This window comes from Curtobacterium sp. MMLR14_002, from assembly GCF_001864975.1.
In the GTDB taxonomy this organism is placed as follows: Bacteria; Actinomycetota; Actinomycetes; order Actinomycetales; family Microbacteriaceae; genus Curtobacterium; species Curtobacterium flaccumfaciens.
Window position 1 is genome coordinate 14,312 of the sequence record NZ_MJGT01000044.1, and the last position, 21,698, is coordinate 36,009.

Here is a 21,698-nt window from a genome sequence, read left to right on the forward strand (position 1 = left end):
AGGCACTCCCATGAACAAGCGTCTCCGGCGCGGGCTCAGCGCCCTCGCCATCGGCGTCACCGCCGCGATCGCCCTCGCCGCGTGCGCCTCCGGTGGCTCCGGCTCCGGCGGATCGGCCGACGACATCGACAAGGCCCTGCAGGACGGTGGCACCCTGACCTACTGGTCGTGGACCCCGTCGGCGAAGGCCCAGGTCGCCGCGTTCGAGAAGCAGTACCCCAAGGTGAAGGTCAAGCTCGTCAACGCCGGCACCGGTGCCGACCAGTACACGAAGCTGCAGAACACGATCAAGGCTGGCTCGGGCGCCCCCGACGTCGCCCAGGTGGAGTACTACGCCCTGCCGCAGTTCGCGCTGTCCGAGTCGCTGCTCGATCTGTCGAGCTACGGCTTCGACTCGCTCGAGAAGGACTTCGCGAAGAGCACCTGGAGCTCGGTGTCGATCGACGGCAAGGTCTACGGCCTGCCGCAGGACTCCGGCCCCATGGCGCTGTTCTACAACAAGAAGGTCTTCGACAAGCACGACATCGCCGTGCCGAAGACGTGGGACGAGTACGTCACCGCGGCCAAGAAGCTGCACGAGGCGGACCCGAAGGCCTACATCGCGGCGGACTCCGGCGACGCCGGCTTCACCACGAGCATGATCGCCCAGGCCGGTGGCACCCCCTTCACCACCGACGGTGACAAGGTGACCATCAACCTGCAGGACGAGGGCACCAAGAAGTGGACGAGCACCTGGAACGAGCTCGTCGAGCAGGGCCTGCTGTCGAAGACGGTCGGCTGGACCGACGACTGGTACAAGCAGCTCGGCAACGGTGAGATCGCCACGATGATCACCGGCGCCTGGATGCCGGGCAACCTGGAGTCCGGCGTCGCCCAGGCCTCGGGTGACTGGCGTGTCGCCCCGATGCCGACCTACGACGGCGGCACCGCCCAGACCGCGAACAACGGCGGCAGCGCCCAGGTCGTCATGAAGCAGTCGAAGAACCCGGCCCTCGCCGCGGGCTTCCTCAAGTGGCTGAACTCCTCGAAGGAGTCCACGAAGGTCTTCATGGAGTCCGGCGGCTTCCCGTCGACCACCGCTGACCTCGACTCGTCGGCGTTCCTCGACGAGAAGCCGGAGTACTTCGGCGGTCAGCAGATCAACAAGGTGCTCGTCGACGCGTCGAAGTCCTCGGACAACGACTTCACCTACCTGCCCTACCAGGTGTACGCGAACAGCGTCTACGCCGACACCGTCGGTCAGGCGTACGAGAACGGCACCTCGCTCGACGCCGGCCTGCAGGCCTGGCAGAAGGCCCTCGCCAAGTACGGCAAGGACCAGGGCTTCACGGTCTCGTCGAAGTAGTTCGACAGCATCCCCGCGGGGCCGTGCGGACACGTCCGCACGGCCCCGCTCCACGCCCGGCCCGGCTCCACGTCCGGCCGGGCTCCACGCCCGGCCCGGCTCGACGCCCGGCCCGGCCGGCAACGAAAGAACCACACCATGCGCTTCGCCATCGGCGACACCGACTTCCTGCTCGACGGCGAGCCGCACCGGGTCCTGTCCGGCGCGATCCACTACTTCCGCGTGCACCCCGACCTGTGGGCCGACCGGATCCGCAAGGCGAAGCTGATGGGCCTCAACACCATCGAGACCTACGTCGCCTGGAACGCGCACGCGCCGTCGCCCGGGGTCTTCGACCTGTCGGGTGGCCTGGACCTCGGCCGCTTCCTCGACCTCGTCGCCGCCGAGGGCATGCACGCCATCGTCCGCCCCGGCCCCTACATCTGTGCCGAGTGGACGAACGGCGGTCTGCCGTACTGGTTGTTCGCCGACGGCTCCGTGGGCGTCCGGCGCAACGAGCCCGGGTTCCTCGCGGCGGTCGAGACGTACCTGCAGCACCTGGCCCCCGTGCTGGTCCCGCGGCAGATCGACCAGGGCGGGCCCATCGTCCTGGTGCAGGTCGAGAACGAGTACGGCGCCTACGGCTCCGACCCCGAGTACCTGCGCGCACTCGAGCAGATGCACCGCGACATCGGGCTGACCGTCCCCTTCACGAGCGTCGACCAGCCGATGGGCACGATGCTCGAGGACGGCTCCCTGCCCTCGCTGCACAAGACCGGGTCGTTCGGCTCACGGTCCGCCGCCCGACTCGAGCGCCTGCGGCAGGCACAGCCCACCGGGCCCCTGATGTGCTCGGAGTTCTGGGACGGCTGGTTCGACAGCTGGGGCGAGCACCACCACACCACGCCGGCGTCCGCCAGCGCGGAGGACCTCGACGTCCTGCTCGCCGCCGGCGGCTCGGTGAACATCTACATGTTCCACGGCGGCACGAACTTCGGCTTCACGAACGGCGCGAACGACAAGGGCGTCTACCGTCCGATCGCGACGTCGTACGACTACGACGCCCCGCTCGACGAGGCCGGCCGACCGACGGAGAAGTTCCACGCGTTCCGCTCGGTCATCGAGCGCTACGCGCCCGTCCCGCCGCTGCCCGCGACGATGGAGCCGGGTGGATCGGGTCGCCTCGGTCCCGTGGCCGAGTCCGGCGACGGCCTGGAGGCCCGGATCACCCCCGCCACGGGCCTCGCCGTCCGTCTGGACCGCGTCGCGTCGCTCCGTTCCCTGCTGCCCACGCTCACGGCGTGGTCCGCGCACGACGAGCCGCCGACCTTCGACGCCCTCGGAGCCGCGAGCGGCTTCGTCGCCTACCGCGCCGAGGTCGACCTGCCCGCCGGAGGGGTGCTGACCGTCGGCACCGAGGTGCGAGACCGAGCGATCGTGTCGGCCGACGGTGTCGTCGTCGGGGTCCTGGAGCGCGAGCACCACGACCGCGCCGTCGCCCTGCCGCCGGTGACCGGCACGCTCGAGCTCCTCGTCGAGGACCAGGGCCGCGTCGACTACGGCGTCCGCATCGGCGAGCCGAAGGGCCTGATCGGGGGCGTCTCGATCGACGGCGTCCCCGTGGCCCGGTGGACCGCGTCGCCGCTCGCCCTCGACCCCATCGCACCGGCCGCCGTGACCGCGCTGTCCGAGATCGCTCCCACCGGCGGCGACGTGCTCGCCGGGCCGACGTTCGCAGCTGGCTCGTTCGACCTGGACACCGTGGACGACCGGTACCTGTCGCTCGACGGGTTCCGGAAGGGTGTCGCCTGGGTCAACGGGTTCTGCCTCGGTCGGTACTGGTCGCGAGGCCCGCAGCAGACCCTGGCGATCCCGGGGCCGGTGCTCCGCCACGGTTGCAACGAGCTCGTCGTGCTCGAGTTGCACGCCGCCGCGTCCCGCACCGCGTGCCTGCTCGTCGAGCCCGACCTGGGCCACACCGAGGCCTAGCCGCGGGCGCGCGGCCTGGTCGAATCGGGCCCGCGGCCTGGTCGAACCGGGCGTCCCTGGTCAGATCGGGCGTACGTGGTCGGAAGTTTCGACCAGGTACGCCCGATTCTGCTTTCCATCGCGGGCGTCATGGGACGTTTCGGACCTCGCGAGCCGCCGCCCACGCTCGAACTTCGAGGAGTGCCTCGCGTCGCCACCGCCAGAGCGGAGCGAACTTCGTGCCGTCGTCCTCCCGTGCCCGGGCCAGCAGCCAGATCTGCCGTCGGTGTTCGGCCCCGTGATCGTCGCGCCACTCGACGAACGCGTCGTCGAGCACCGCGGTGATCCCCGCACGCGGTGCGGTCCACGACGAGAGGAAGCCGGAGTACCGGAGGGTGTCGTCGCGCAGGTGCACGGCGACGCGTCGGAGCCTGGCCGTGGCCCAGGTCCCGCCGGCGATGAAGGCGACACCGCGGACGAAGACGAACACCCGCGCCGATGCTCCGGGTACGAAGGCCACGCCCGCGAGTGCGACTCCCGTCCCGATCATCACCGGGCCGAACACGATGCGGTTCAGGATGCGATCCAGGCGCGGTGGACGGATCGTCGTCACGGCAGAGCGTCCAGGGCGGCGAGGGCCTGCTCGGCATCGGCGATCCGGTCGGCCTCGGGGCGGGTCCACCACTCGGGGCCGCGTTCGCCCAGCCCGTGCTTGGCCAAACCGTTCCGGTGCCGCGCCGCCGCCAGGGCCTCGTCGTCGCCCGCGCGCTTCGCGGTCTTCACGGCGTTGCGCCCGCGCCCCAGGTGGGAGCGGAGCGCGGCGGCGAGTTCCTCGGGCAGGGCGGGGTCGGTGCGGCGCCAGCGTCGGCCGTCCACGACGAAGAAGTGGTCGTCGGGTTCAGCGGTCATGGTCCGAGTCTGCACCGTCGGTGGTGCCGGGTAGACAGGAGCTGATGAGCCACGAACGCGTCCGCCCGATGCTCGACGTCCGACGCATCTACGCCGAGCCGGCCGCCCTCGAACTGCAGCGTGGGCAGGAGATCGTCGGGCGCTGGCCGGACGCCGAGATCGTCCCGGTCGAGTCGCACTGGAACATCCCCGAGGTGCACGGCGACGAACGGAACGTCCAGCGCTGGGTGCGGATCAAGACCGAGGCGCTCGTGCTCGGCGTGAAGAAGTCGCTGGTGACCCGGCCGAACGGTCGCTCCGCCGACTTCATCGCACCGTCCACCGCGAACGGCTGCGCGATGGCGTGCGCCTACTGCTACGTACCGCGGCGCAAGGGCTACAGCAACCCGGTGACGGTGTTCGCGAACATCGACCAGATCACCAAGCACGTGGCGCGGAACATCGCCAAGCAGGGGCCGAAGACCGAACCGAACCAGTGCGACCCGGAAGCCTGGGTCTACGACATCGGCGAGAACAGCGACTGCTCGGTCGACGCGATGATCAGCGACAACGTCCGCGACCTCTGCGACCTGTTCCGGATGACCCCGACGGCCAAGGCCTCGTTCGCCACGAAGTACGTCAACCGCGACCTGCTCGACTGGGACCCGATGGGTCGGACCCGGATCCGTTTCTCGCTGATGCCGCACGAGACCGCGAAGGTCACGGACATCCGTACGAGCGCGATCGCCGAGCGGATCGCCGCGGTGAACGACTTCGTCGACGCCGGGTACGAGGTCCACCTGAACTTCTCGCCGGTCATCCTCACGCCGACGTGGGAGTCGGACTGGGCCGAGATGCTCCGGCAGGTCGACGACGTGCTGTCCCCGGCCGCCAAGGCGCAGCTTGCGGCCGAGGTGATCTTCCTGACCCACAACCAGCCCCTGCACGAGGTCAACCTCGGGTGGCACCCCAAGGCCGAGGACCTGCTGTGGCGTCCGGACCTGCAGGAGCAGAAGGTGTCCCAGAACGGTGCCGTGAACGTGCGCTACCGGTCCGGCATGAAGGGGCAGCTCGTCGAGCGCTTCCGCGAACTCGTGGCCGAGCACCTGCCGTCCTGCCGGATCCGGTACGCCTTCTGACCGGCGGCCTGCCCGATCAGGGGATGAGCCGGTCCGCCCGGTACCGGGCGAACAGGTCCGCGAAGGCCTGCTCGGTCCGGCGGAACGCCGTGAACCCGGCGTCGCGGCTCTTCCCCATGTCGGTGACGACCTCCATCGCACGACCGAGGTCGGCGTCGGTGTGCCACCACGAGGCGAGCCGGGTGATGTCGGCCTCGGCGAGACCGTGGCGCTCGGCGATGCCGGCCCACTCGGACTCGTACGGCGCCATCTGCTCCTCGAGCGGTCGCGGAGCGTCCTCGTAGCCCACGACGCGCGTGGGGTCGACACCGAGGTGCGCGGCCAGGCGCGGCCACATCCAGCGCCACCGGAAGACGTCACCGTTGACGATGTTGAACGGCTCGTCCGCACCCTCGGGTGACGTCGAGGCCCACACCATGTGCTCGGCGAGGATGCCGGCGTCGGTCATGTCGGTCAGGCCGTTCCACTGGGCCTCGCTTCCCGGGAACACGAAGTCCAGGTCGAGTTCCTTCGCCAGCGTGGCCTGCACGGCGAGTGTGAGGCCCATGTTCATGGCGTTGCCGACCGCGTGCCCGATCACGGTGTGCGAGCGGTGCACGGACCAGGTGAACCCCTGGCGCTCGGCTGCGGCGAAGAGCTCGTCCTCCTGCGCGTAGTAGAAGTTCGGGGTGTCGAGGCGCGGTTCCTCCTCGTGGAAGGGGGTGTCGGGCATCTCGCCGGCGGCGTACGCCTCGAACGGGCCGAGGTAGTGCTTCAGGCCGGTGACCAGGGCGACGTGCTCGAGCGGAGCGTGCGACAGCGCCGCGAGCAGGTCGCGGACCATGCCGCCGTTGACGCGGATGTTCTCCGCCTCGGTGTCCTGCCGCTGCCAGGCGGTGAAGAACACATGGGTCGGGTGTTCGTCGGCGAGTGCGGCCGCCAGGCTCTCGGGGTCGCGCAGGTCGGCCGCGACGGTCCGGACGCCCTGTTCGGCGAGCGGTCGGCGGGAGAGCGCCGTCACGTCCCAGCCCAGGTCGAGCAGGTGGCGCACCAGGGCGGAACCGGTGATGCCACTGGCTCCGACGACCAGGGCTTCGCGGCGGGCAAGAGTCTGTTCGGTCGATCCGGTTGCAGTCATCCTTCGATGCAACCGACGTTGGACGACACGTGTTCCCTCCCCGCGTCCCCTCGCGCGCTGAGTGTGCACAAAAACGCTCCACATGTACCGCATATCGGTACACTCCTTGCGGAGGCATCGACATGCAACTCGTGAAACCACTCGCCACACTGCTGGGGGCCACGCAGGCTGACGCGCTCCGCGTCCTCGCCCGGACCGATTCCGGCATGACCGGACGCCAGGTGGCGCGGGTCGCGGGCGCTGCGCAGCACACCGGCATCAAACGCGCGCTCGACAAGCTCGAGGCAGCAGGGCTCGTGCAGGTCGAGCGTGGTCTCCAGCACTCTGCCTACCGGGTCAACCGGGAACACCTGCTCTGGCCAGCGGTGGAACTCGGCCTCGAAGCCGGCGACGAACTCGAACGTCGGATCGGCGCCTACGTCGAGTCGGTGGAGGCCGGGGTCCTCTCGGTCTCGATCTTCGGGTCAGTCGCGCGGGGCACCGCGACGCCGGCGTCCGACCTGGACCTCCTCGTCGTCTTCGAGCAGACCGTCGACACCGACGTCGTCGTCCGCCTCGGTGACCTCGTCCGGCGGTGGACCGGCAACGAGTGCCAGGTCTTCGACGTGACCCGCGCTGATCTCCGTCGGTTCGTGGCCGAGGGAGACCCGCTCGTCGGGTCGTGGCGAGAAGAAGCCCGAACAGTCTTCGGCGAGGAGATCAGGACGTACTTCTGATGGGCGCCCGCGTGCGCGCCGTCGACCGGCCGCAGTCGCGATGCGCCGCGACGAAGCGCAGGCCTACCTCGACGTCGCGCTCCTCTACGCCGAGTCCACGAGTCACGCGGACTGGAAGGCCGCCGGTGCGAACGCTGTGCTCGGCGGGATAGCGGCGTCGGACGCGATCTGCGGTGCGATCCTCGGCCACCACCACCTCGGCGACGACCACGCCGCCGCTCGTCGGCTGCTCGACACGGCCTGCGCACCGGACACCCGACCCGGCCTGCACTTCAAGCGCCTGACCGATGAGAAGACGAACTTCCAGTACTCGACGTCGCGTGTGACCCAGGAGAAGACACGGGCGCTGGTGACCGCGCTCGAACGGCTCATCCGAACGGTTCACGAGCACACCTGAAACAGGCGCGCCGCGACCCGGATCACCGCGGACGGCGGATGCGGATCGGGCCCTTGGCGGTCGACGGGTCGACGACCGACCCGCCCTGGGTGATCTCGACCTCACCGCGCGCGACCATGCGCCGGGCGGCTCGACGTGCGGGCTCCATCAGCGGTCGCCAGTCGTCCGGGTCGAGTGAGCGTGCGACCTCGGACGGGCAGATGCTCGAGGTCCGCGCCCGTGCCGCGAGCAGTTCGTCGATGCGCTGCTCCAGAGCCCGGTCGGTGTCGTCCAGCCCGTGTCGGCGGCAGGCTCCGGAACACCACTTCGCCTCCGGCGCCGCCGAGGACGGCATCCGTCGCCCGCACGAGGCGCAGGTCCGTTCGGCGTGTGCCGACTCCGATGCCGACGCATCGGCTTCCGTCCTGATCGCCCGTCCCATGGCCCCATCCTCGTCCTGCTCGGCGGGGCGGCACACAGCGACCACGCACACGGTCCAGGTGCGCCTGGCAGCATCGGGGCGGTGAACCCCGACACCGCCCCCGCCCGTCCGTCCGAGCCGGCCTGGGTCCAGCACGTGATGTGGTGGCACGTCTACCCGCTCGGCTTCGTCGGCGCCGAGGTCCGCCCTGCGTCACCGGTGGGGGAGCGTCCGCTCGAACACCGCCTCGACCGCCTGACCGGGTGGCTCGACCACGTCGTCGACCTCGGTCTGAACGGCCTGTTGCTCGGCCCGGTGTTCGCGAGCTCGACCCACGGGTACGACACGGTCGACCACTTCCGCATCGACCCGCGCCTGGGCGACGACTCCGACTTCGACGCCCTGGTCGCCGCAGCGCACGAGCGGGGCGTGCGGGTGCTGCTGGACGGGGTGTTCAACCACGTCGGCCGTGAGCACCCGGCTTTCACCGTGTTGTCCGATCACGGCCCGGAGGCGCCGACCGCCGACCTGTTCGCCATCGACTGGTCCGGGTGGCAGCCGGGGCAGCCCGTGCCCGTCGGACTGTTCGAGGGCCACGACATCCTCGTCGCGCTCGACCACGACAGCCGTGCCACCGAGGACCTCGTGGTGCAGGTCATGACGCACTGGCTGGCCCGCGGCGTCGACGGTTGGCGGCTCGACGCGGCGTACGCGGTGCCGCCGGCGTTCTGGGCGCGGGTGCTGCCGCGGGTGCGGGAGCGGTTCCCGGACGCCTGGTTCAGCGGCGAGGTGATCCACGGCGACGCGGCGGCGATCGCGCGCGACTCGACGATGGACTCGCTGACCCAGTACGAGCTGTGGCAGGGGATCTGGCACGGCATCGCGGACCGCAACGGCCACGAGCTCGCGCACGCGATCGAGCGGCACGACGCGCTGCTGGCCACCTTCGCCCCGACGACGTTCGTCGGCAACCACGACGTCACCCGGATCGCGAGTGCGGTGGGGGAGCGGTTCGCCGGGCATGCCGCCGCGGTGCTGTTCACGGTGGCGGGGACCCCGGTGGTCTATGCGGGCGACGAGTACGGCTGGACCGGGGTGAAGGAGGAACGTGAGGGCGGCGACGACGCGGTCCGCCCGGAGTTCCCGGCCGAGGTGCCGGAGCCGACGGACGTGACCCACGCGTACGAGGCGCTCGTCGCCCTGCGTCGCCGGAACCCGTGGCTGCACCGCGCACACACCGACGTCGTGCACCTGACCAACACCGCCGTGGTGCTGCGGACCGCGACGGCGGACGCCGCCGTGGTGACCGCCCTGAACCTGTCGGACGATCCCGTCGAGGTGCCCGTGGCCGACGCAACGCAGGTCGAGGCGGGCGGGGCCGATCTCGGGGACGGGACCCTGCGCCTTCCGGCCGGGGCTTGGGCCGTCCTGTCGCGTTCGTGAGCAGAAACGGTCGGGTCCCCATCGAGGACCCGACCGTTTCTGCTCACCAAGCGAACGCGCGAACGCGCGAACGCACGCGAACGCGCGAACGCGCTACTTGCGCGCGGACGCCGCCCGGCGCTTGTTGAACACGTCGAACGCGACGGCGGCGAGCAGCACCAGGCCCTTGATCAGGGACTGGAACTCGGTGCCGACACCGAGGATCGACATGCCGTTGTTCAGCAGACCGATGATGAGACCACCGACGATGGCGCCTGGCACGGTGCCGATGCCGCCGGTGACGGCAGCGCCACCGATGAACACGGCGGCGATGGCGTCGAGCTCGAAGCCGTTGCCCGCGCCCGGTGCCGCCAGGTTGAGCTGGCCGGTGAAGACCACGCCCGCCAGGGCCGAGATGACACCCATGTTGACGAAGAGCAGGAACGTGACGCGCTTCGTCTTCACACCCGACAGCTGCGCCGCCAGGGCGTTGCCACCGATCGCGTAGATGTGGCGGCCGAACACCGCGCTCCGCATGACGACCGAGTAGATCACCACGAGGGCGCCGAGCACGACGAGCACGATCGGGGTGCCGTTGTAGCTGGCGAGCAGGAGCGCCACGTAGATCACGAGCACGGCGCCGAAGGCCGTCTTCACGATGAACCAGGCGAACGGCTCGCTCTCGAGCTGGTACTTGCGCCGCGTGATGCGACCGCGGAACGCGGCGATCACCATGACGGCCGCGGCGGCGAAGCCGAGGATCATCGTGAGCGGCTCGTACCCGGTGGTGCCGAAGGACGGCAGGAAGCCGGAGCCGAGCGAGCGGAAGCCGGCGGGGAACGGCGAGATCTGCTGGTTCTGCAGGACGATCTGGGCCGCGCCGCGGAAGGCGAGCATGCCCGCCAGCGTCACGATGAACGCCGGGATCCCGAAGTAGGCGATCCAGAAGCCCTGCCAGGCGCCGACGAGTGCACCGACCACCAGGCAGAGCACGACCGCGATCGGCCACGGGATGTTCCACTGCGTGATCATCACGCCGGCCATGGCACCGGTGAAGGCGACCACCGACCCGACAGACAGGTCGATGTGGCCGGCGATGATGACCATGACCATGCCGATGGCCAGGATGAGGATGTAGCTGTTCTGGACGATCAGGTTCGAGACGTTGATCGGGGCCAGCGTGATGCCGTTCGTGGTCACCTGGAAGAAGATGACGATGACGATCAGCGCGATGAACAGGCCGATCTGTCGGAGCTGCCCGGTGAGGTAGCCGACGGCGGACTTAAGCGCGTTCATTGACAGGGGTCTCCCGTTCCTGGGTCATGTACTGCATGAGGACCTCGGGCGTCGCCTCGGCGCGCGGGACGTCGGCCGTGATGGTGCCCTCGGAGAGGGTGTAGATGCGGTCGCAGATGCCGAGCAGTTCGGGGAGCTCGGAGGAGATCACGATGACCGCCTTCCCCTGGTCGGCGAGCTGGTTGATGATCGTGTAGATCTCGTACTTCGCGCCGACGTCGATGCCACGGGTCGGCTCGTCGAGGATGAGCACGTCGGGGTCGGCGTACATCCACTTCGACAGGACGACCTTCTGCTGGTTCCCGCCGGAGAGCTTCCCCGTCACGACGTCGACGTTCGGCGCCTTGATGTTGAGGCTCTTGAGGAACTGGGTCGCGACGGTGGTCTCCTCCGAGGAGTTCACGAACCCCCAGTTGGCGAGCTTGCCGAGGGCCGACCCGGAGATGTTCCGCTTGATGTCGTCGATCAGGTTCAGGCCGTACCGCTTGCGGTCCTCGGTGACGTAGGCGATGCCGTTGTCGATGGCCTGCGAGACGGTGTGCGTCTTGATCGGGGTGCCGCGCTTGTAGACGGTGCCGCTGATGCCGGTGCCGTAGGACTGACCGAAGACGCTCATCGCGAGTTCCGTGCGGCCGGCGCCCATGAGCCCGGCGATACCGACGACCTCGCCGGCGCGGACGTTGAGGTTGGCCTGGTGGATGATCTCGCGCGACGAGTCGAGCTGGTGGTGGACGGTCCAGTCCTCGATCCGCAGCAGTTCCTCGCCGATGACGGGGTTCTCGCGCTCGGGGTACCGGTTCGACAGGTCACGGCCGACCATCCCGCGGATGATCCGGTCCTCGGACACGTCGTCGGCTCGCATGTCGAGCGTCTCGATGGTCTTGCCGTCGCGGATGATCGTGACCTTGTCCGCGATCGCCTTGATCTCGTTGAGCTTGTGGCTGATGATGATCGCCGTCATGCCCTCGGCCTGCAGCGAGCGGATGAGCTCAAGCAGGTGCGCGGAGTCGTCGTCGTTCAGCGCGGCGGTGGGCTCGTCGAGGATGAGGAGCTTCACCTCCTTCGAGAGCGCCTTCGCGATCTCGACGAGCTGCTGCTTGCCGACACCGAGGTCGACGACCTTGGTGACGGGGTTGTCCTTCAGCCCGACGCGCTTGAGCAGCTCGGCGGCCGTCAGGTTCGTCTTGTTCCAGTCGATGAAGCCGCCCTTGGACTGCTCGTTGCCGAGGAAGATGTTCTCGGCGATCGACAGGAAGGGGCTGAGCGCCAGCTCCTGGTGGATGATGACGACGCCCGCAGCCTCGGAGTCGTTGATGTTCGCGAACCGCACGGGCTCGCCGTCGAGCAGGATCTCGCCGTCGAAGGAGCCGGCCGGGTAGACACCCGACAGCACCTTCATGAGCGTCGACTTGCCCGCGCCGTTCTCGCCGCAGATCGCGTGGACCTGGCCGCGCTCGACCTCGATCGAGACACCCTGCAGGGCCTTGACGCCGGGGAACGTCTTGGTGATGTCCCGCATCTCGAGGATGGTGTCCGCCATGTGGACGCCTTTCCGTCGTGCGCGCGTGCGCGCGCTGGTGGAGACGGACTGGAGGCGCGGTGCGGGCTGGCACCGCGCCTCCGGTCCGTGAGATGGGCCTGACTACTTCAGGTCGGCTTCGGTGTAGTACCCGGAGTCCACGAGGACTTCCTTGTAGTTGTCCTTCGTGACGACCGTCGGCTGGAACAGGAAGGTCGGGACGACCTTGACCTTGTTGTCGTAGCTCTTCGTGTCGTTGACCTCGGGGTCCTTGCCGGTGAGCAGGTCCTCGGCCATGGTGACGGACTGCTTGGCGAGCTTGCGCGTGTCCTTGTAGATCGTCGAGTACTGCTGGCCGGCGATGATCGACTTGACCGAGGCGGCCTCGGCGTCCTGGCCCGTGACCGTCGGGAGCGGGCGGTCACTCGTGCCGTACCCGGCGCCCTGGAGCGCCGAGATGATGCCGATCGAGATGCCGTCGTACGGCGAGAGCACGCCGTCGAGCGTGGTGCCGCCCGAGTAGGACTTCGCGATCAGGTTCTGCATGCGGGCCTTGGCCGTGGCCGGGTCCCACTGCTGCGTCGCGGCCTGGGACAGCTTGTCCTGGCCAGACTGGATCTTCAGCGTGCCGTCCTCGAGGTACGGCTTGAGCGTCTTCATGGCGCCGTTGAAGAAGAACCCGGCGTTGTTGTCGTCGAGCGAGCCGGCGAAGACCTCGATGTTGAAGGGGCCCTTCTCGCCGGTCTTCTTGCCGTCCGCGTCGAGCACGCCCAGGCCGGTGAGCAGGCTGTTCGCCTGGTCGACGCCGACCTTCTCGTTGTCGAAGGACACGTAGTAGTCGACGTTCTTGTTGCCCGTCAGCAGGCGGTCGTACGAGATCACCTTGATGCCGGCCTTGGCGGCGGCGTCGAGCTGGTCGGAGAGCGCGCCACCGTCGATCGACGCGATGATCAGGACCTTCGCGCCCTTGGTGATCATGTTGCTGACCTGCTGGGCCTGCTGCTGGACCTTGTTGTCGCCGTACTCGAGGTCGACCTTGTAGCCAGCCTTCTCGAGGTCGCTCTTGACGGCGTTGCCGTCCTTGATCCACCGCTCGGAGACCTTGGTGGGCATGGCGACGCCGACGAGGGCGCCCTTGTTGTCGCCGCTGCCGCCACCATCGGTGGACGCACGGCCGCCGGCCGAGCAAGCGGCCAGCGAGATCGCGATGCCGACGGCTGCGACGCCCGCGATGATCCTGCGCTTCATCATCGAAGTACCTCTGTTCCTTCGCGTCGTCCTCGACGCGGTCGGGTGCCGGGGCTGCTGTGCCCCGCGGGATGCGCTCGTGTGAGCGCTCACATCTTGTGGGTTCCGTGACGGGGTGTCAACTCAACACCGCCGTTTCGTGATCTTGCGGCGGCGACCGGACCGAGCGGTACGGTTGGCGCGTGAGCACCACGACCGCCCCCGAGGGCAGGGGCGGCAAGCGCCGGAAGGCCCCGACGATCTTCGACGTCGCCGAACGCGCCGGCGTTTCCCACCAGACCGTCTCCCGCGTGATCAACGGCGATCCGACCGTCCGGGAGCAGTTCCGGACGCAGGTCACCGACGCCGTCACCGAGCTCGGGTACCGGCCCCGCGCCGCCGCCCGGGCGCTCGCCGGTGGGCGGAGCAAGGCGCTCGGCATCATCACCGCCGGCGACGCGCTGTACGGCCCGTCGAGCACCTCGATCGGCTTCGAACGAGCCGCCCGCTCCGCGGGGTACCACGTGCTGCTGTCGACCCTGCCCGAGGAACCGCGGCCGTCCGACCTGTCCGGGGCGCTCACCACGCTGCTCGCGCAGGACGTCGCCGCGATCGTGCTGGTCGCCGCCGACAACCGGGTGCTCGACGCCCTCGCCTCGCTCACCGTGCCGGTCACCGTGCCCGTCGTGGTGTCGAACGCCGTGCAGCGCGACGCCGTCCGGACCCCGGTCGCGCCGAGCGTCGCCGCCGTCGCCATCGACCAGGCGGCCGGCACCTCGCTCGTCATGCAGCACCTGTTCGACCGCGGACACCGCCGGATCGTGCACATCGCCGGGCCGCACGTGTCGCAGGAGTCCGAGGTGCGTCGCGCCACCTACGTGCGGATCATGCAGGACGCCGGGCTCGAACCGGTCGTGCTCGAGGGCGACTGGACCCCGGCGAGCGGCTTCGCGGCCGCCCGGCACATCGACGTGGGGACGGTCGACGCCGTCTTCGCGGGCAACGACCAGATGGCGCTCGGGGTGCTGCACGCCTTCGCCGACGAGGGGCTGCGTGTGCCCGACGACATCGCGGTCGTGGGGTTCGACGACGTCCCCGAGGCCGCGCACTTCACGCCGCCGCTGACCACCGTGCGGCAGGACTTCCGGGCGATGGGGGAGCGGGTGCTCGACACCGTGCGGGCCCTGGTCGAGGGGGAGCCCCGCGACGAGACGCTGCTCGCGCCCGAGCTGGTGGTGCGGCGAAGCACGTAGCGCCCCCTCGCACCGTGCGAGGTCTGGCACCGCGCGCTCGGCATGGTGCGAGGTTCCGTACTCGGTGCGAGCCCCTGCGCCCCGCACGGAGTACGCAACCTCGCACCACGCAGACGGCGCCCCTCGCACGGTGCGAGGGGCGCCGTCTGCGAGCTGACCCGACCGTCAGCCCTTCAACGCCCCGGACGACAGCCCGGCGACGTAGAACCGTTGCAACCCGACGTACAGCGCGATGCACGGGATCATCGCCACCACCGACCCGGCGACGAGGTTGCCGTACGACACCTGCCCGTACGCCCCCGTCTGCAGGTTGAGCAGCGCGACCGGCAGCGTGTACAGCGAGTCCTTCGTCAGGAACGTCAGGGCTCCGAGGAACTCCGTCCACGACGCCAGGAACGCGTAGAGCGCCGCGGTCGCCGCCCCGGGCAGGAGCAGCGGGCGGAGCACCGACACGACGACCCGGAAGCGCGAGGCCCCGTCGACGAAGGCCGAGTCCTCGAGCTCGGTGGGGATCGACTCGAACGCGTTCCGCATCACGAACACCCCGAACGGCAGGTTCACCGTCGTGTAGAACAGCACGAGCCCGAGCAGCGAGTTCGTCAGCCCCATGGCGTTCATCTCGAGGTACAGCGGCGTGAGGATGGCCTGGAACGGCACCATCATCGTCAGCAGCACCAGGCCGAACACGAGGCCGGCGCCCCGGAACCGGAAGCGCGCGAACCCGTAGCCCGCCATGGTCGCGATCACCGCGGTCAGCACCGCCGTCGCGATCGACACGATGAGCGAGTTCACGACGCCGGTGAGCAGGTGCGACGACGAGGCGAACACGGCGGCGAAGTTCTGCCACCCGAGCTGGAAGAACGTCGCCGGGTCGGGGGCCTGCGTGATGACGGCCTCGGACTGGAACGCCCGCAGGATCGACCAGATGAGCGGGACGCCGAACACGAGCGCGGAACCGATGCCGGCGATCGCGTACAGGGTGCGCTTGACGGTGGTGTCGCGGGGGTGCTGGACGCTGCCCTGCTGGTGGCGCCGACGTCGGCCGTCGCCCGTGGTGGTCAGGGTCCTGGTGGACAGGTCCGGCGCCGCGAGGGCCGCACGGGAGGTCGTGGTGCTCATGGCGTCAGTCCTTCTCTCGCAGTGCCCAGAACTGGAACACCGTCACGGCGGCGATCACCACGACGAGGGCGATCGACTGGGCGGTCGCGGCCCCGAGCTGCAGGTTCACGAACCCGCGGTTGTAGATCGCGTTCACGATCGTGGTGGTCTCGGTGCCCGGTCCGCCCTGGGTCAGGATGTAGAACTGGTTGAAGGCGAGCAGCGATCCGATCACCGAGATGATGACGCTCAGCGCGACGGTGGAGCGGATCATCGGGAACGTGATGAGGCGTTCGGTCTGCCACCAGGAGGCCCCCTCGAGCTGCGCCGACTCGTAGACCTCGTCGGGGACGCCCTGCATCGCCGACATGAGCAGCACCATGGTCAGCCCGGACACCGCCCAGACCACGAGCACGCAGATGAGCAGCGTCGCCAGCGGACCGTTCACGAGCCACGCGGTGCTGCCGTCGGTGATCCCGAGCCAGCGGAGCACCATGTTGACGGCCCCGGAGTTCGGCTGCGCCTCGAGCACGAGCATGAACGAGAGCGTCGTCAGCCCGACCACGTACGGCAGGAAGAACACCGTCCGCAGGATCGTGCTGCCACGGCGACGGGCCCGGACGAGCACGGCGAGGAAGTACCCGAGCGCCAGGATCGGCAGGGTCACGATCGCCGTGTACAGCAGCGTGTAGCCGATGGCGTGCACGAACGTCGGGTCCTGGAACAGCGTCAGGTAGTTCTGCAGCCCGATGAACCGGTACGGGCCGATCAGGGGCCAGTTCGTGAACGAGATGTAGAGCGCGAACACGAGCGGCACGAGCACGAAGACGGCGACGAACAGGATCGCCGGGGCGACGAGGACGGCGCCGCTGCGCGGCGGGTGGGTGAGCGAGTTGCGGGTCCGGACGGAGCCGCCGCGCCCCGGGCCGCGGCCCACGGTGGGGCGACCCGGGCCGGTCCGGCCGGCGGGGCGCCGGGTGGAGATGGTCGACATGCGTGCACCTCTCTGTGCATCAACAAGAGCGAGACGAGCGGGACGAGCGGAGAAGACAGGCAGGCAGACTCAGGCCTGCACCTGGTCGAGGATCCGCTGGTAGTCGGACTGCGCCGTCCGCATGGCGGCAGCGCTCCCCGACCCGAACACGGCCTCCCGGAACATCGCGAAGTACGGCGACGACGGCTGGTTGTTGAGCAGGTTGTACGCCAGCGTCTGCGGTGCGTAGCCCTTGTCGATGGCGTCGAGTGGCCCGTACGCCAGTGGGAACCGCTTGCGGTACTCCGGGGTGGCGGCGTCGGACCGCGTCGGGAAGTACCCGCCGTCCGGCAGCGCCTGCTGCTGCTGGAGGCCGTTCGCGTACTGCATGAACGCCCACCCACCGGACGGGTTCGCCGCCCCGTTCGGGATGCACATGTTGTCGCCGCCGTCGAAGAAGGACCGCCGGCCGTCCCACGACGGGATGAGCACCGTCTGCATCTTCGCCCGCATCGCCTTGGTGGCCGCGGGCACGGTCGCCCCGTACGAGGTCGGGAAGATCCCCACCTTGCCGGCCCGGAAGTCGGCACCCCACGTGGTGCCGGCGTCGGAGTACGTCGCCTTCGACAGCACGCCGTCCTTCCAGAGCTGCCGGTAGAACTCGAGCATGCGTTCGAGGGCCTCGTTGCCGGTGATGTTCGCCCGCTGGGACCCCACCTCGCCGGTCATCATGTCGACCCCGGTCGCCCAGACGTGCGGCTGCGTGACGAAGCCGATGATGCCGGCGGCGTTGCCGGAGATCGACCAGCCGTACACGTCGTCGTCGAGCTTCCGGATGGCCTTCGCCGCGTCGAGCAGCGTCGACAGGTCCTTCGTCGACTCCTCGACGTCGAGACCCGCACGCTCGAACAGCTCGGTGTTCACGAACAGCTGCGAGTTGTCGGCCAGGTAGGGCAGGCCGTAGTACCGGTCGCGGTACTCGAGCAGGCGCAGGTGCCCCGGTGAGATCGCGTCGAAGTAGTCGAGGTCCTTGACCACGTCGGTCAGGTCGGCGAACGCCTCGCGGAAGATGAACAGCTGCGAGTTGATGTCGTCGATGTCGACGACGTCCGGCGGCTCACCCCCGCGGATCGCGGTCGCGAGCTTGGTCACGTACTGCGCGTCCGGCACGGGCGTCAGCTGGACCTGCAGCGCCGGGTTCGCCTTGTTGAACCCGGCGACGGCCGACGTCAGGCCGGCCTGGGTCGCCGACCGGCACCACACCTGCACGGTGCCGGTCGCGTTCTTCCCGAAGCTCGCGGGCTTCGCGACGACCTTCGGCAGGGTGCCGGAGCACCCGGCCAGGGCGAGGGCTGCCCCGCCGGCGACGCCGCCGACGAGGAACGCTCGGCGGTCCACGCCGGTCACCGCGCCAGCGGGAGCCAGACGCGCATCGGCGCGGCTCCCCGGTTGGCCCACGCGTAGTACGGGACGGCGATCGCGGTGACGTCGCGACCGGCCTGGAGGCCCGTGGTGGCGTCCTGCGGACCGGCCACGTCGTCGACGCTGGTCGCGTCTCCGGCGTGATCCGCGCCTCCAGACCGGGTCGCGTCCAGCCGCTGGTACGGCCAGGCGGGCTGCACGTGCTCGGCCGGGGCGTGCCCCGGGATCCGCAGCGTGACGACGCCGTCGAGCAGGTCGTCGCGGCGCTCCTCGGTGATCGGCGCGTCCGCGTCGACCGTCAGGTCGTCGACCGTGAAGCCCTGTTGGTCCGCCTGCTCGACCGCGTACACGAGCGGGCCGCGCTCGATCGCGACCTGCCCGCGAGCGGCGTCGATGCGGGCGTCGGCGACGTAGCGGTGCGGCGTCGTGTCGAAGACGAGCTCGACGGTGTCGCCCGCCGACCACTCGCGGTCGACGACGTGCAGCGTGCCCGCCGCAGGGTTCGCGGACCCGTCCGGACCCGTGACGGTCGTGGTGTCCGACCAGGCCGGGATCCGCAAGCCCAGGGCGAGCGGGCCGTCCTCGGTGACCGTGACACGGACGGGGCCGTCGTGCGGGTAGTCGGTCTCGACCCGCACCGGACCGAGGTCGGCGGTGGCGTACTGGTGGACCTGCAGTCCGCCGTCGGTTGCCGTGGCCAGGTAGCCGTCGAGGCTCGCGAAGGTGCGCATGATGTTCGGCGGGCAGCAGGCGCAGTCGAACCAGCCGCGGCGCCCGTGGGCGGGGGAGCGGTTCTCGTCCTGGTGGGCGTGGTCGCGCTGCTGGAGCGGGTTCACGTAGAAGTACTCGGTACCGGCCAGGCTCACCCCGGCGAGGAACGCGTTGTAGAGCAGGCGCTCGATCGCGTCGGCGTAGACCGGCTTGCCGGTGGCGAGCAGCAGCCGCCAGGCCCACTGCACGCCGCCGATGGCCGCGCAGGTCTCGGCGTAGCCGCGGTCGGTCGGCAGCTCGTAGGGGTCGCCGAACGCCTCCCAGTCCCAGCGCGCCCCGAGGCCGCCGGTGATGAAGGCCTTCGTCGCCATCATGTCCGCGAACTGGCGCTCGCTCGCGGCGAGGAGCTCGGTGTCCCCGGTCTCGATCGCGACGTCCACGGCACCCGCCGCCAGGTACACGGCGCGCACGGCGTGCCCCTCGACGGTCGTGGCCTGCCGGCTCGGTACCCGGTCGGAGAAGTACGTCGGCTCGCCGCCGGCGCGCTCGATGATGCCGTGCCCGCGGGCGTCGACGAACCAGTGCGCCAGGTCGAGGTAGTCACGGTTGCCGGTCTCGCGGTACAGCTCGACCAGGCCCATCTCGACGACGGGGTGGCCGTCGACGTCGCGCGTCTTCGGCGTGCCGTCCGGTGCGGTGCCGTCGCCGAACGTGCGGACCAGGTGGTCGGCGTTCTTGATCGCGACGTCGAGCAGCCCGGTGTCGCCCGTCGCACGGTGCTGGGCCACGGCCGCCTGGTACAGGTGCCCGGCGCAGTACATCTCGTGGCTCCACTTGAGGTCCGTGTACCGCTCGCCCTTCCCACGGACCTGCTGGACGGAGTCGAGGTACCCGTCCTCTGCCTGCGCCCGGGCGTACAGGGCGGTGACCTCGCGCTGCAGGTCGAGCAGGTCCTCGGCGGGGGCGCGGCCGTACTCCCACGCCACGGCCTCGAGCCACTTCGTCACGTCGGAGTCCATGAAGATCGGGCCGACGGCCTCGCCCTCCTCGAGTCCCGCGGCGATGCGGAGGTTGCGGAAGTTGCCGGCCGTCTCGAGCTGCTGGTAGCCGCTGCGGACGGCGTCGCGGCCGTTGCGCTCCTGGCGGAGCGCCCAGAAGCCGCCGGTGATCCGGGCGTCGCCGGTCGGCAGCGGCCGGAGCGTCAGGCGTGCGTCGGCGGTCGGGAGGACCGGGGTCGCGGTGTGCGCGCCGCGATCGGTCGCGAGCGTGGTGGTCATGTCGCCTCCTTGCGATGTGACTGGCACCGTCCGGATGGAGCTGGCCATCCGGAAAACGGTTTCTGCGGTGGACGCTACGACACGGGGCGCACGTCGCGCAAGAGCATTCCGGCGGTTTTGTGTAAGGTCATCGGCACGCCCTGATCGTCGGAAAGGTGGTTGCCGTGACGCTCGAACGCACCGGACAGCCGATCCGGATCACCGACGTGGCGGCGCTCGCCGGGGTGTCGATCGGCACCGCGTCGAAGGCGCTGAACGGCACCGGGCAGCTGCGGGACGCCACCCGGCTGCGGGTGAAGGAAGCCGCCGAGAAGCTCGGGTTCGTCGGCGATGCCCGGGCCCGTGCGCTGTCGTCGGGGCGGACCTACACCGTCGGCATGATCACCACCGACTCGTTCGGACGGTTCTCGATCCCGGTGCTGCTCGGCGCCGAGGACGCCCTGTCCGCCGGGCGGATGGCCGTCCTGCTGTGCGACACCCGCGACGACCACGTCCGCGAGGCCCACTACCTGCGCTCCCTGGCGGCCCGCGGCGTCGACGGCATCATCGTGACGGGTCGTTCCGCCGACGCCCGGCCCCCGATCGACGTGTCGATCCCCGTCGTCTACGCCTTCACGCCCTCGACCGACGACGCCGACGTGTCGGTCACCCTCGACGACGCCGCCGGGTCGGCACTCGTCGCCTCGCACGTGCGCTCGCTCGGGCGGCAGCGGGTCGCGATCGTGACCGGGCCGGCGCGACACCGGTCCGCGGCGCGACGAGTGGCCGGTGCCTCGTCGGTCCTCGGGTCGCACCTGGTCACCGACCCGCTGTACGGCGAGTGGTCGGAGCGCTGGGGGCGGCAGGCGGTGGACGTGCTCGCGCGGGAGTCGCCCGACGTCGACGCGATCGTCTGCGGCAGCGACCAGATCGCCCGGGGCGTGTGCGACCGGCTGCGGGAACTCGGACGTTCGGTGCCCGGAGACGTCGCGGTCACCGGGTTCGACGACTGGGACGTGATGGCGCTCGCCTCGAGGCCGCCGCTGACCACCGTGGACCTGCGGCTCGAGGAGCTCGGGCGCGTCGCGGGGCAGGCGCTCCTCGCCCTGATCGACGGCGGGACGGCGTCGTCGGCGGCCGTGACCCCGTCGCTCGTCATCCGCGAGAGCACCGTCGGCGCGTAGGGCGCGCGGTCGGCGGTCGGCGGTCGGTCGGGGCTCGGCGCTCGCGAGGTCGCGCGAACTGCCGCGCGTCGTGCCGTCCGGCGCCAGTTCGTGCGACCTCGGCGGACCGGTCGCGGCGTGTCGTGCGACCTCGCTGGTGCTGGTGCTGGTGCTGGTGCTGCTGCTCGAGCGGTCACAACACCCCGTCCGCCGTGGTCGAGCGGTCACGACTCGTCGCCCAGCGCGCCTCCAGCCGACACTTCGTGACCGCACGCTGGGGAGGCAGCGGGGTGTCGTGACCGTCCCGAGCGCCGCAGTTCGGGGTGTCGCGGGTGCGGGGCTGCGGGTGGTCGGGACGTGCGCGGGTGCGGGGCAGTGAGTGGTCGGGACATGCGCGGGTCCAGGGTGG

The 21,698-nt window shown here is 70.1% G+C and carries 19 protein-coding genes; 8 read left to right on the top strand and 11 right to left on the bottom strand.

The window, feature by feature from the left end:
- Positions 1 to 10: 10 nt before the first annotated feature.
- Positions 11 to 1,345 (top strand): sugar ABC transporter substrate-binding protein, encoded by a 1,335-nt coding sequence (locus tag BIU91_RS03555; RefSeq protein WP_171907769.1) that lies wholly within the window; start codon positions 11 to 13, stop codon positions 1,343 to 1,345.
- A gap of 138 nt (positions 1,346 to 1,483) precedes the next feature.
- The gene (locus tag BIU91_RS03560) at positions 1,484 to 3,313 is read left to right on the top strand and encodes a beta-galactosidase family protein (protein WP_071404238.1); all 1,830 of its coding nucleotides are present in this window, start codon (positions 1,484 to 1,486) and stop codon (positions 3,311 to 3,313) included.
- A gap of 127 nt (positions 3,314 to 3,440) precedes the next feature.
- Here BIU91_RS03560 and BIU91_RS03565 read toward each other — a convergent pair whose 3' ends face one another.
- Both BIU91_RS03565 and BIU91_RS03570 read right to left on the bottom strand, forming a co-directional pair.
- Entirely contained in the window at positions 3,441 to 3,905 is a 465-nt protein-coding gene (locus tag BIU91_RS03565; protein ID WP_071404239.1) for a hypothetical protein, read from the bottom strand.
- Positions 3,902 to 4,201, bottom strand: coding sequence for a biopolymer transporter Tol (locus BIU91_RS03570; protein ID WP_071404240.1), 300 nt, complete (start codon positions 4,199 to 4,201; stop codon positions 3,902 to 3,904). Before BIU91_RS03570 ends, BIU91_RS03565 begins: the two co-directional genes overlap by 4 nt.
- Before the next feature lie 44 nt (positions 4,202 to 4,245).
- Between BIU91_RS03570 and BIU91_RS03575 the strand changes: the two genes are divergently transcribed.
- Entirely contained in the window at positions 4,246 to 5,319 is a 1,074-nt protein-coding gene (locus BIU91_RS03575; RefSeq protein ID WP_071404241.1) for a spore photoproduct lyase family protein, read from the top strand.
- Between the two features lie 16 nt (positions 5,320 to 5,335).
- Here the strand turns inward: BIU91_RS03575 and BIU91_RS03580 are convergent, their stop codons facing one another.
- On the bottom strand, positions 5,336 to 6,436 hold the full coding sequence (locus tag BIU91_RS03580; RefSeq protein WP_071404242.1) for an SDR family oxidoreductase: 1,101 nt from the start codon (positions 6,434 to 6,436) through the stop codon (positions 5,336 to 5,338).
- Between the two features lie 122 nt (positions 6,437 to 6,558).
- Here BIU91_RS03580 and BIU91_RS03585 point away from each other — a divergent pair, with 122 nt between their 5' ends.
- Positions 6,559 to 7,152: a nucleotidyltransferase domain-containing protein gene (locus tag BIU91_RS03585; protein WP_071404243.1), complete on the top strand. Its 594-nt coding sequence runs from the start codon at positions 6,559 to 6,561 to the stop codon at positions 7,150 to 7,152.
- A gap of 40 nt (positions 7,153 to 7,192) precedes the next feature.
- Entirely contained in the window at positions 7,193 to 7,549 is a 357-nt protein-coding gene (locus BIU91_RS03590; protein ID WP_071404244.1) for a hypothetical protein, read from the top strand.
- A gap of 22 nt (positions 7,550 to 7,571) precedes the next feature.
- Here BIU91_RS03590 and BIU91_RS03595 read toward each other — a convergent pair whose 3' ends face one another.
- Complete coding sequence (locus tag BIU91_RS03595) at positions 7,572 to 7,970, bottom strand: DUF3253 domain-containing protein (protein ID WP_017888385.1); 399 nt, start codon at positions 7,968 to 7,970, stop codon at positions 7,572 to 7,574.
- A gap of 81 nt (positions 7,971 to 8,051) precedes the next feature.
- On the opposite strand from BIU91_RS03595, the gene BIU91_RS03600 reads away from it, so the two are divergent.
- Positions 8,052 to 9,392, top strand: coding sequence for an alpha-amylase family glycosyl hydrolase (locus BIU91_RS03600; protein WP_253183678.1), 1,341 nt, complete (start codon positions 8,052 to 8,054; stop codon positions 9,390 to 9,392).
- Positions 9,393 to 9,485: 93 nt separating this feature from the next.
- On the opposite strand, the gene mmsB is transcribed toward BIU91_RS03600, so the two are convergent.
- The 3 genes from mmsB to chvE form a co-directional block, all read right to left on the bottom strand.
- Positions 9,486 to 10,667 carry a multiple monosaccharide ABC transporter permease gene (mmsB, locus tag BIU91_RS03605; protein ID WP_027466160.1) on the bottom strand — a complete coding sequence of 394 codons (1,182 nt, stop codon included), beginning with the start codon at positions 10,665 to 10,667 and terminating at the stop codon, positions 9,486 to 9,488.
- On the bottom strand, positions 10,654 to 12,207 hold the full coding sequence (gene mmsA / locus BIU91_RS03610; RefSeq protein ID WP_027466161.1) for a multiple monosaccharide ABC transporter ATP-binding protein: 1,554 nt from the start codon (positions 12,205 to 12,207) through the stop codon (positions 10,654 to 10,656). Before mmsA ends, mmsB begins: the two co-directional genes overlap by 14 nt.
- A 102-nt stretch (positions 12,208 to 12,309) precedes the next feature.
- Positions 12,310 to 13,437, bottom strand: coding sequence for a multiple monosaccharide ABC transporter substrate-binding protein (gene chvE / locus BIU91_RS03615; RefSeq protein WP_071404245.1), 1,128 nt, complete (start codon positions 13,435 to 13,437; stop codon positions 12,310 to 12,312).
- A gap of 179 nt (positions 13,438 to 13,616) precedes the next feature.
- Between chvE and BIU91_RS03620 the strand changes: the two genes are divergently transcribed.
- Positions 13,617 to 14,666 carry a substrate-binding domain-containing protein gene (locus BIU91_RS03620; RefSeq protein ID WP_071404246.1) on the top strand — a complete coding sequence of 350 codons (1,050 nt, stop codon included), beginning with the start codon at positions 13,617 to 13,619 and terminating at the stop codon, positions 14,664 to 14,666.
- A gap of 165 nt (positions 14,667 to 14,831) precedes the next feature.
- Here BIU91_RS03620 and BIU91_RS03625 read toward each other — a convergent pair whose 3' ends face one another.
- From BIU91_RS03625 to BIU91_RS03640, 4 genes are all read right to left on the bottom strand, one after another.
- Positions 14,832 to 15,785 carry a carbohydrate ABC transporter permease gene (locus tag BIU91_RS03625; protein ID WP_027466164.1) on the bottom strand — a complete coding sequence of 318 codons (954 nt, stop codon included), beginning with the start codon at positions 15,783 to 15,785 and terminating at the stop codon, positions 14,832 to 14,834.
- Between the two features lie 4 nt (positions 15,786 to 15,789).
- Positions 15,790 to 16,758: a sugar ABC transporter permease gene (locus BIU91_RS03630; protein WP_071404247.1), complete on the bottom strand. Its 969-nt coding sequence runs from the start codon at positions 16,756 to 16,758 to the stop codon at positions 15,790 to 15,792.
- Between the two features lie 69 nt (positions 16,759 to 16,827).
- Entirely contained in the window at positions 16,828 to 18,135 is a 1,308-nt protein-coding gene (locus BIU91_RS03635; RefSeq protein ID WP_253183679.1) for a sugar ABC transporter substrate-binding protein, read from the bottom strand.
- 5 nt (positions 18,136 to 18,140) lie between these two features.
- On the bottom strand, positions 18,141 to 20,147 hold the full coding sequence (locus BIU91_RS03640; protein WP_071404249.1) for a beta-L-arabinofuranosidase domain-containing protein: 2,007 nt from the start codon (positions 20,145 to 20,147) through the stop codon (positions 18,141 to 18,143).
- A 164-nt stretch (positions 20,148 to 20,311) separates the two neighbouring features.
- On the opposite strand from BIU91_RS03640, the gene BIU91_RS03645 reads away from it, so the two are divergent.
- Positions 20,312 to 21,310 carry a LacI family DNA-binding transcriptional regulator gene (locus BIU91_RS03645; RefSeq protein ID WP_071404250.1) on the top strand — a complete coding sequence of 333 codons (999 nt, stop codon included), beginning with the start codon at positions 20,312 to 20,314 and terminating at the stop codon, positions 21,308 to 21,310.
- The last annotated feature ends 388 nt before the right edge of the window (positions 21,311 to 21,698 follow it).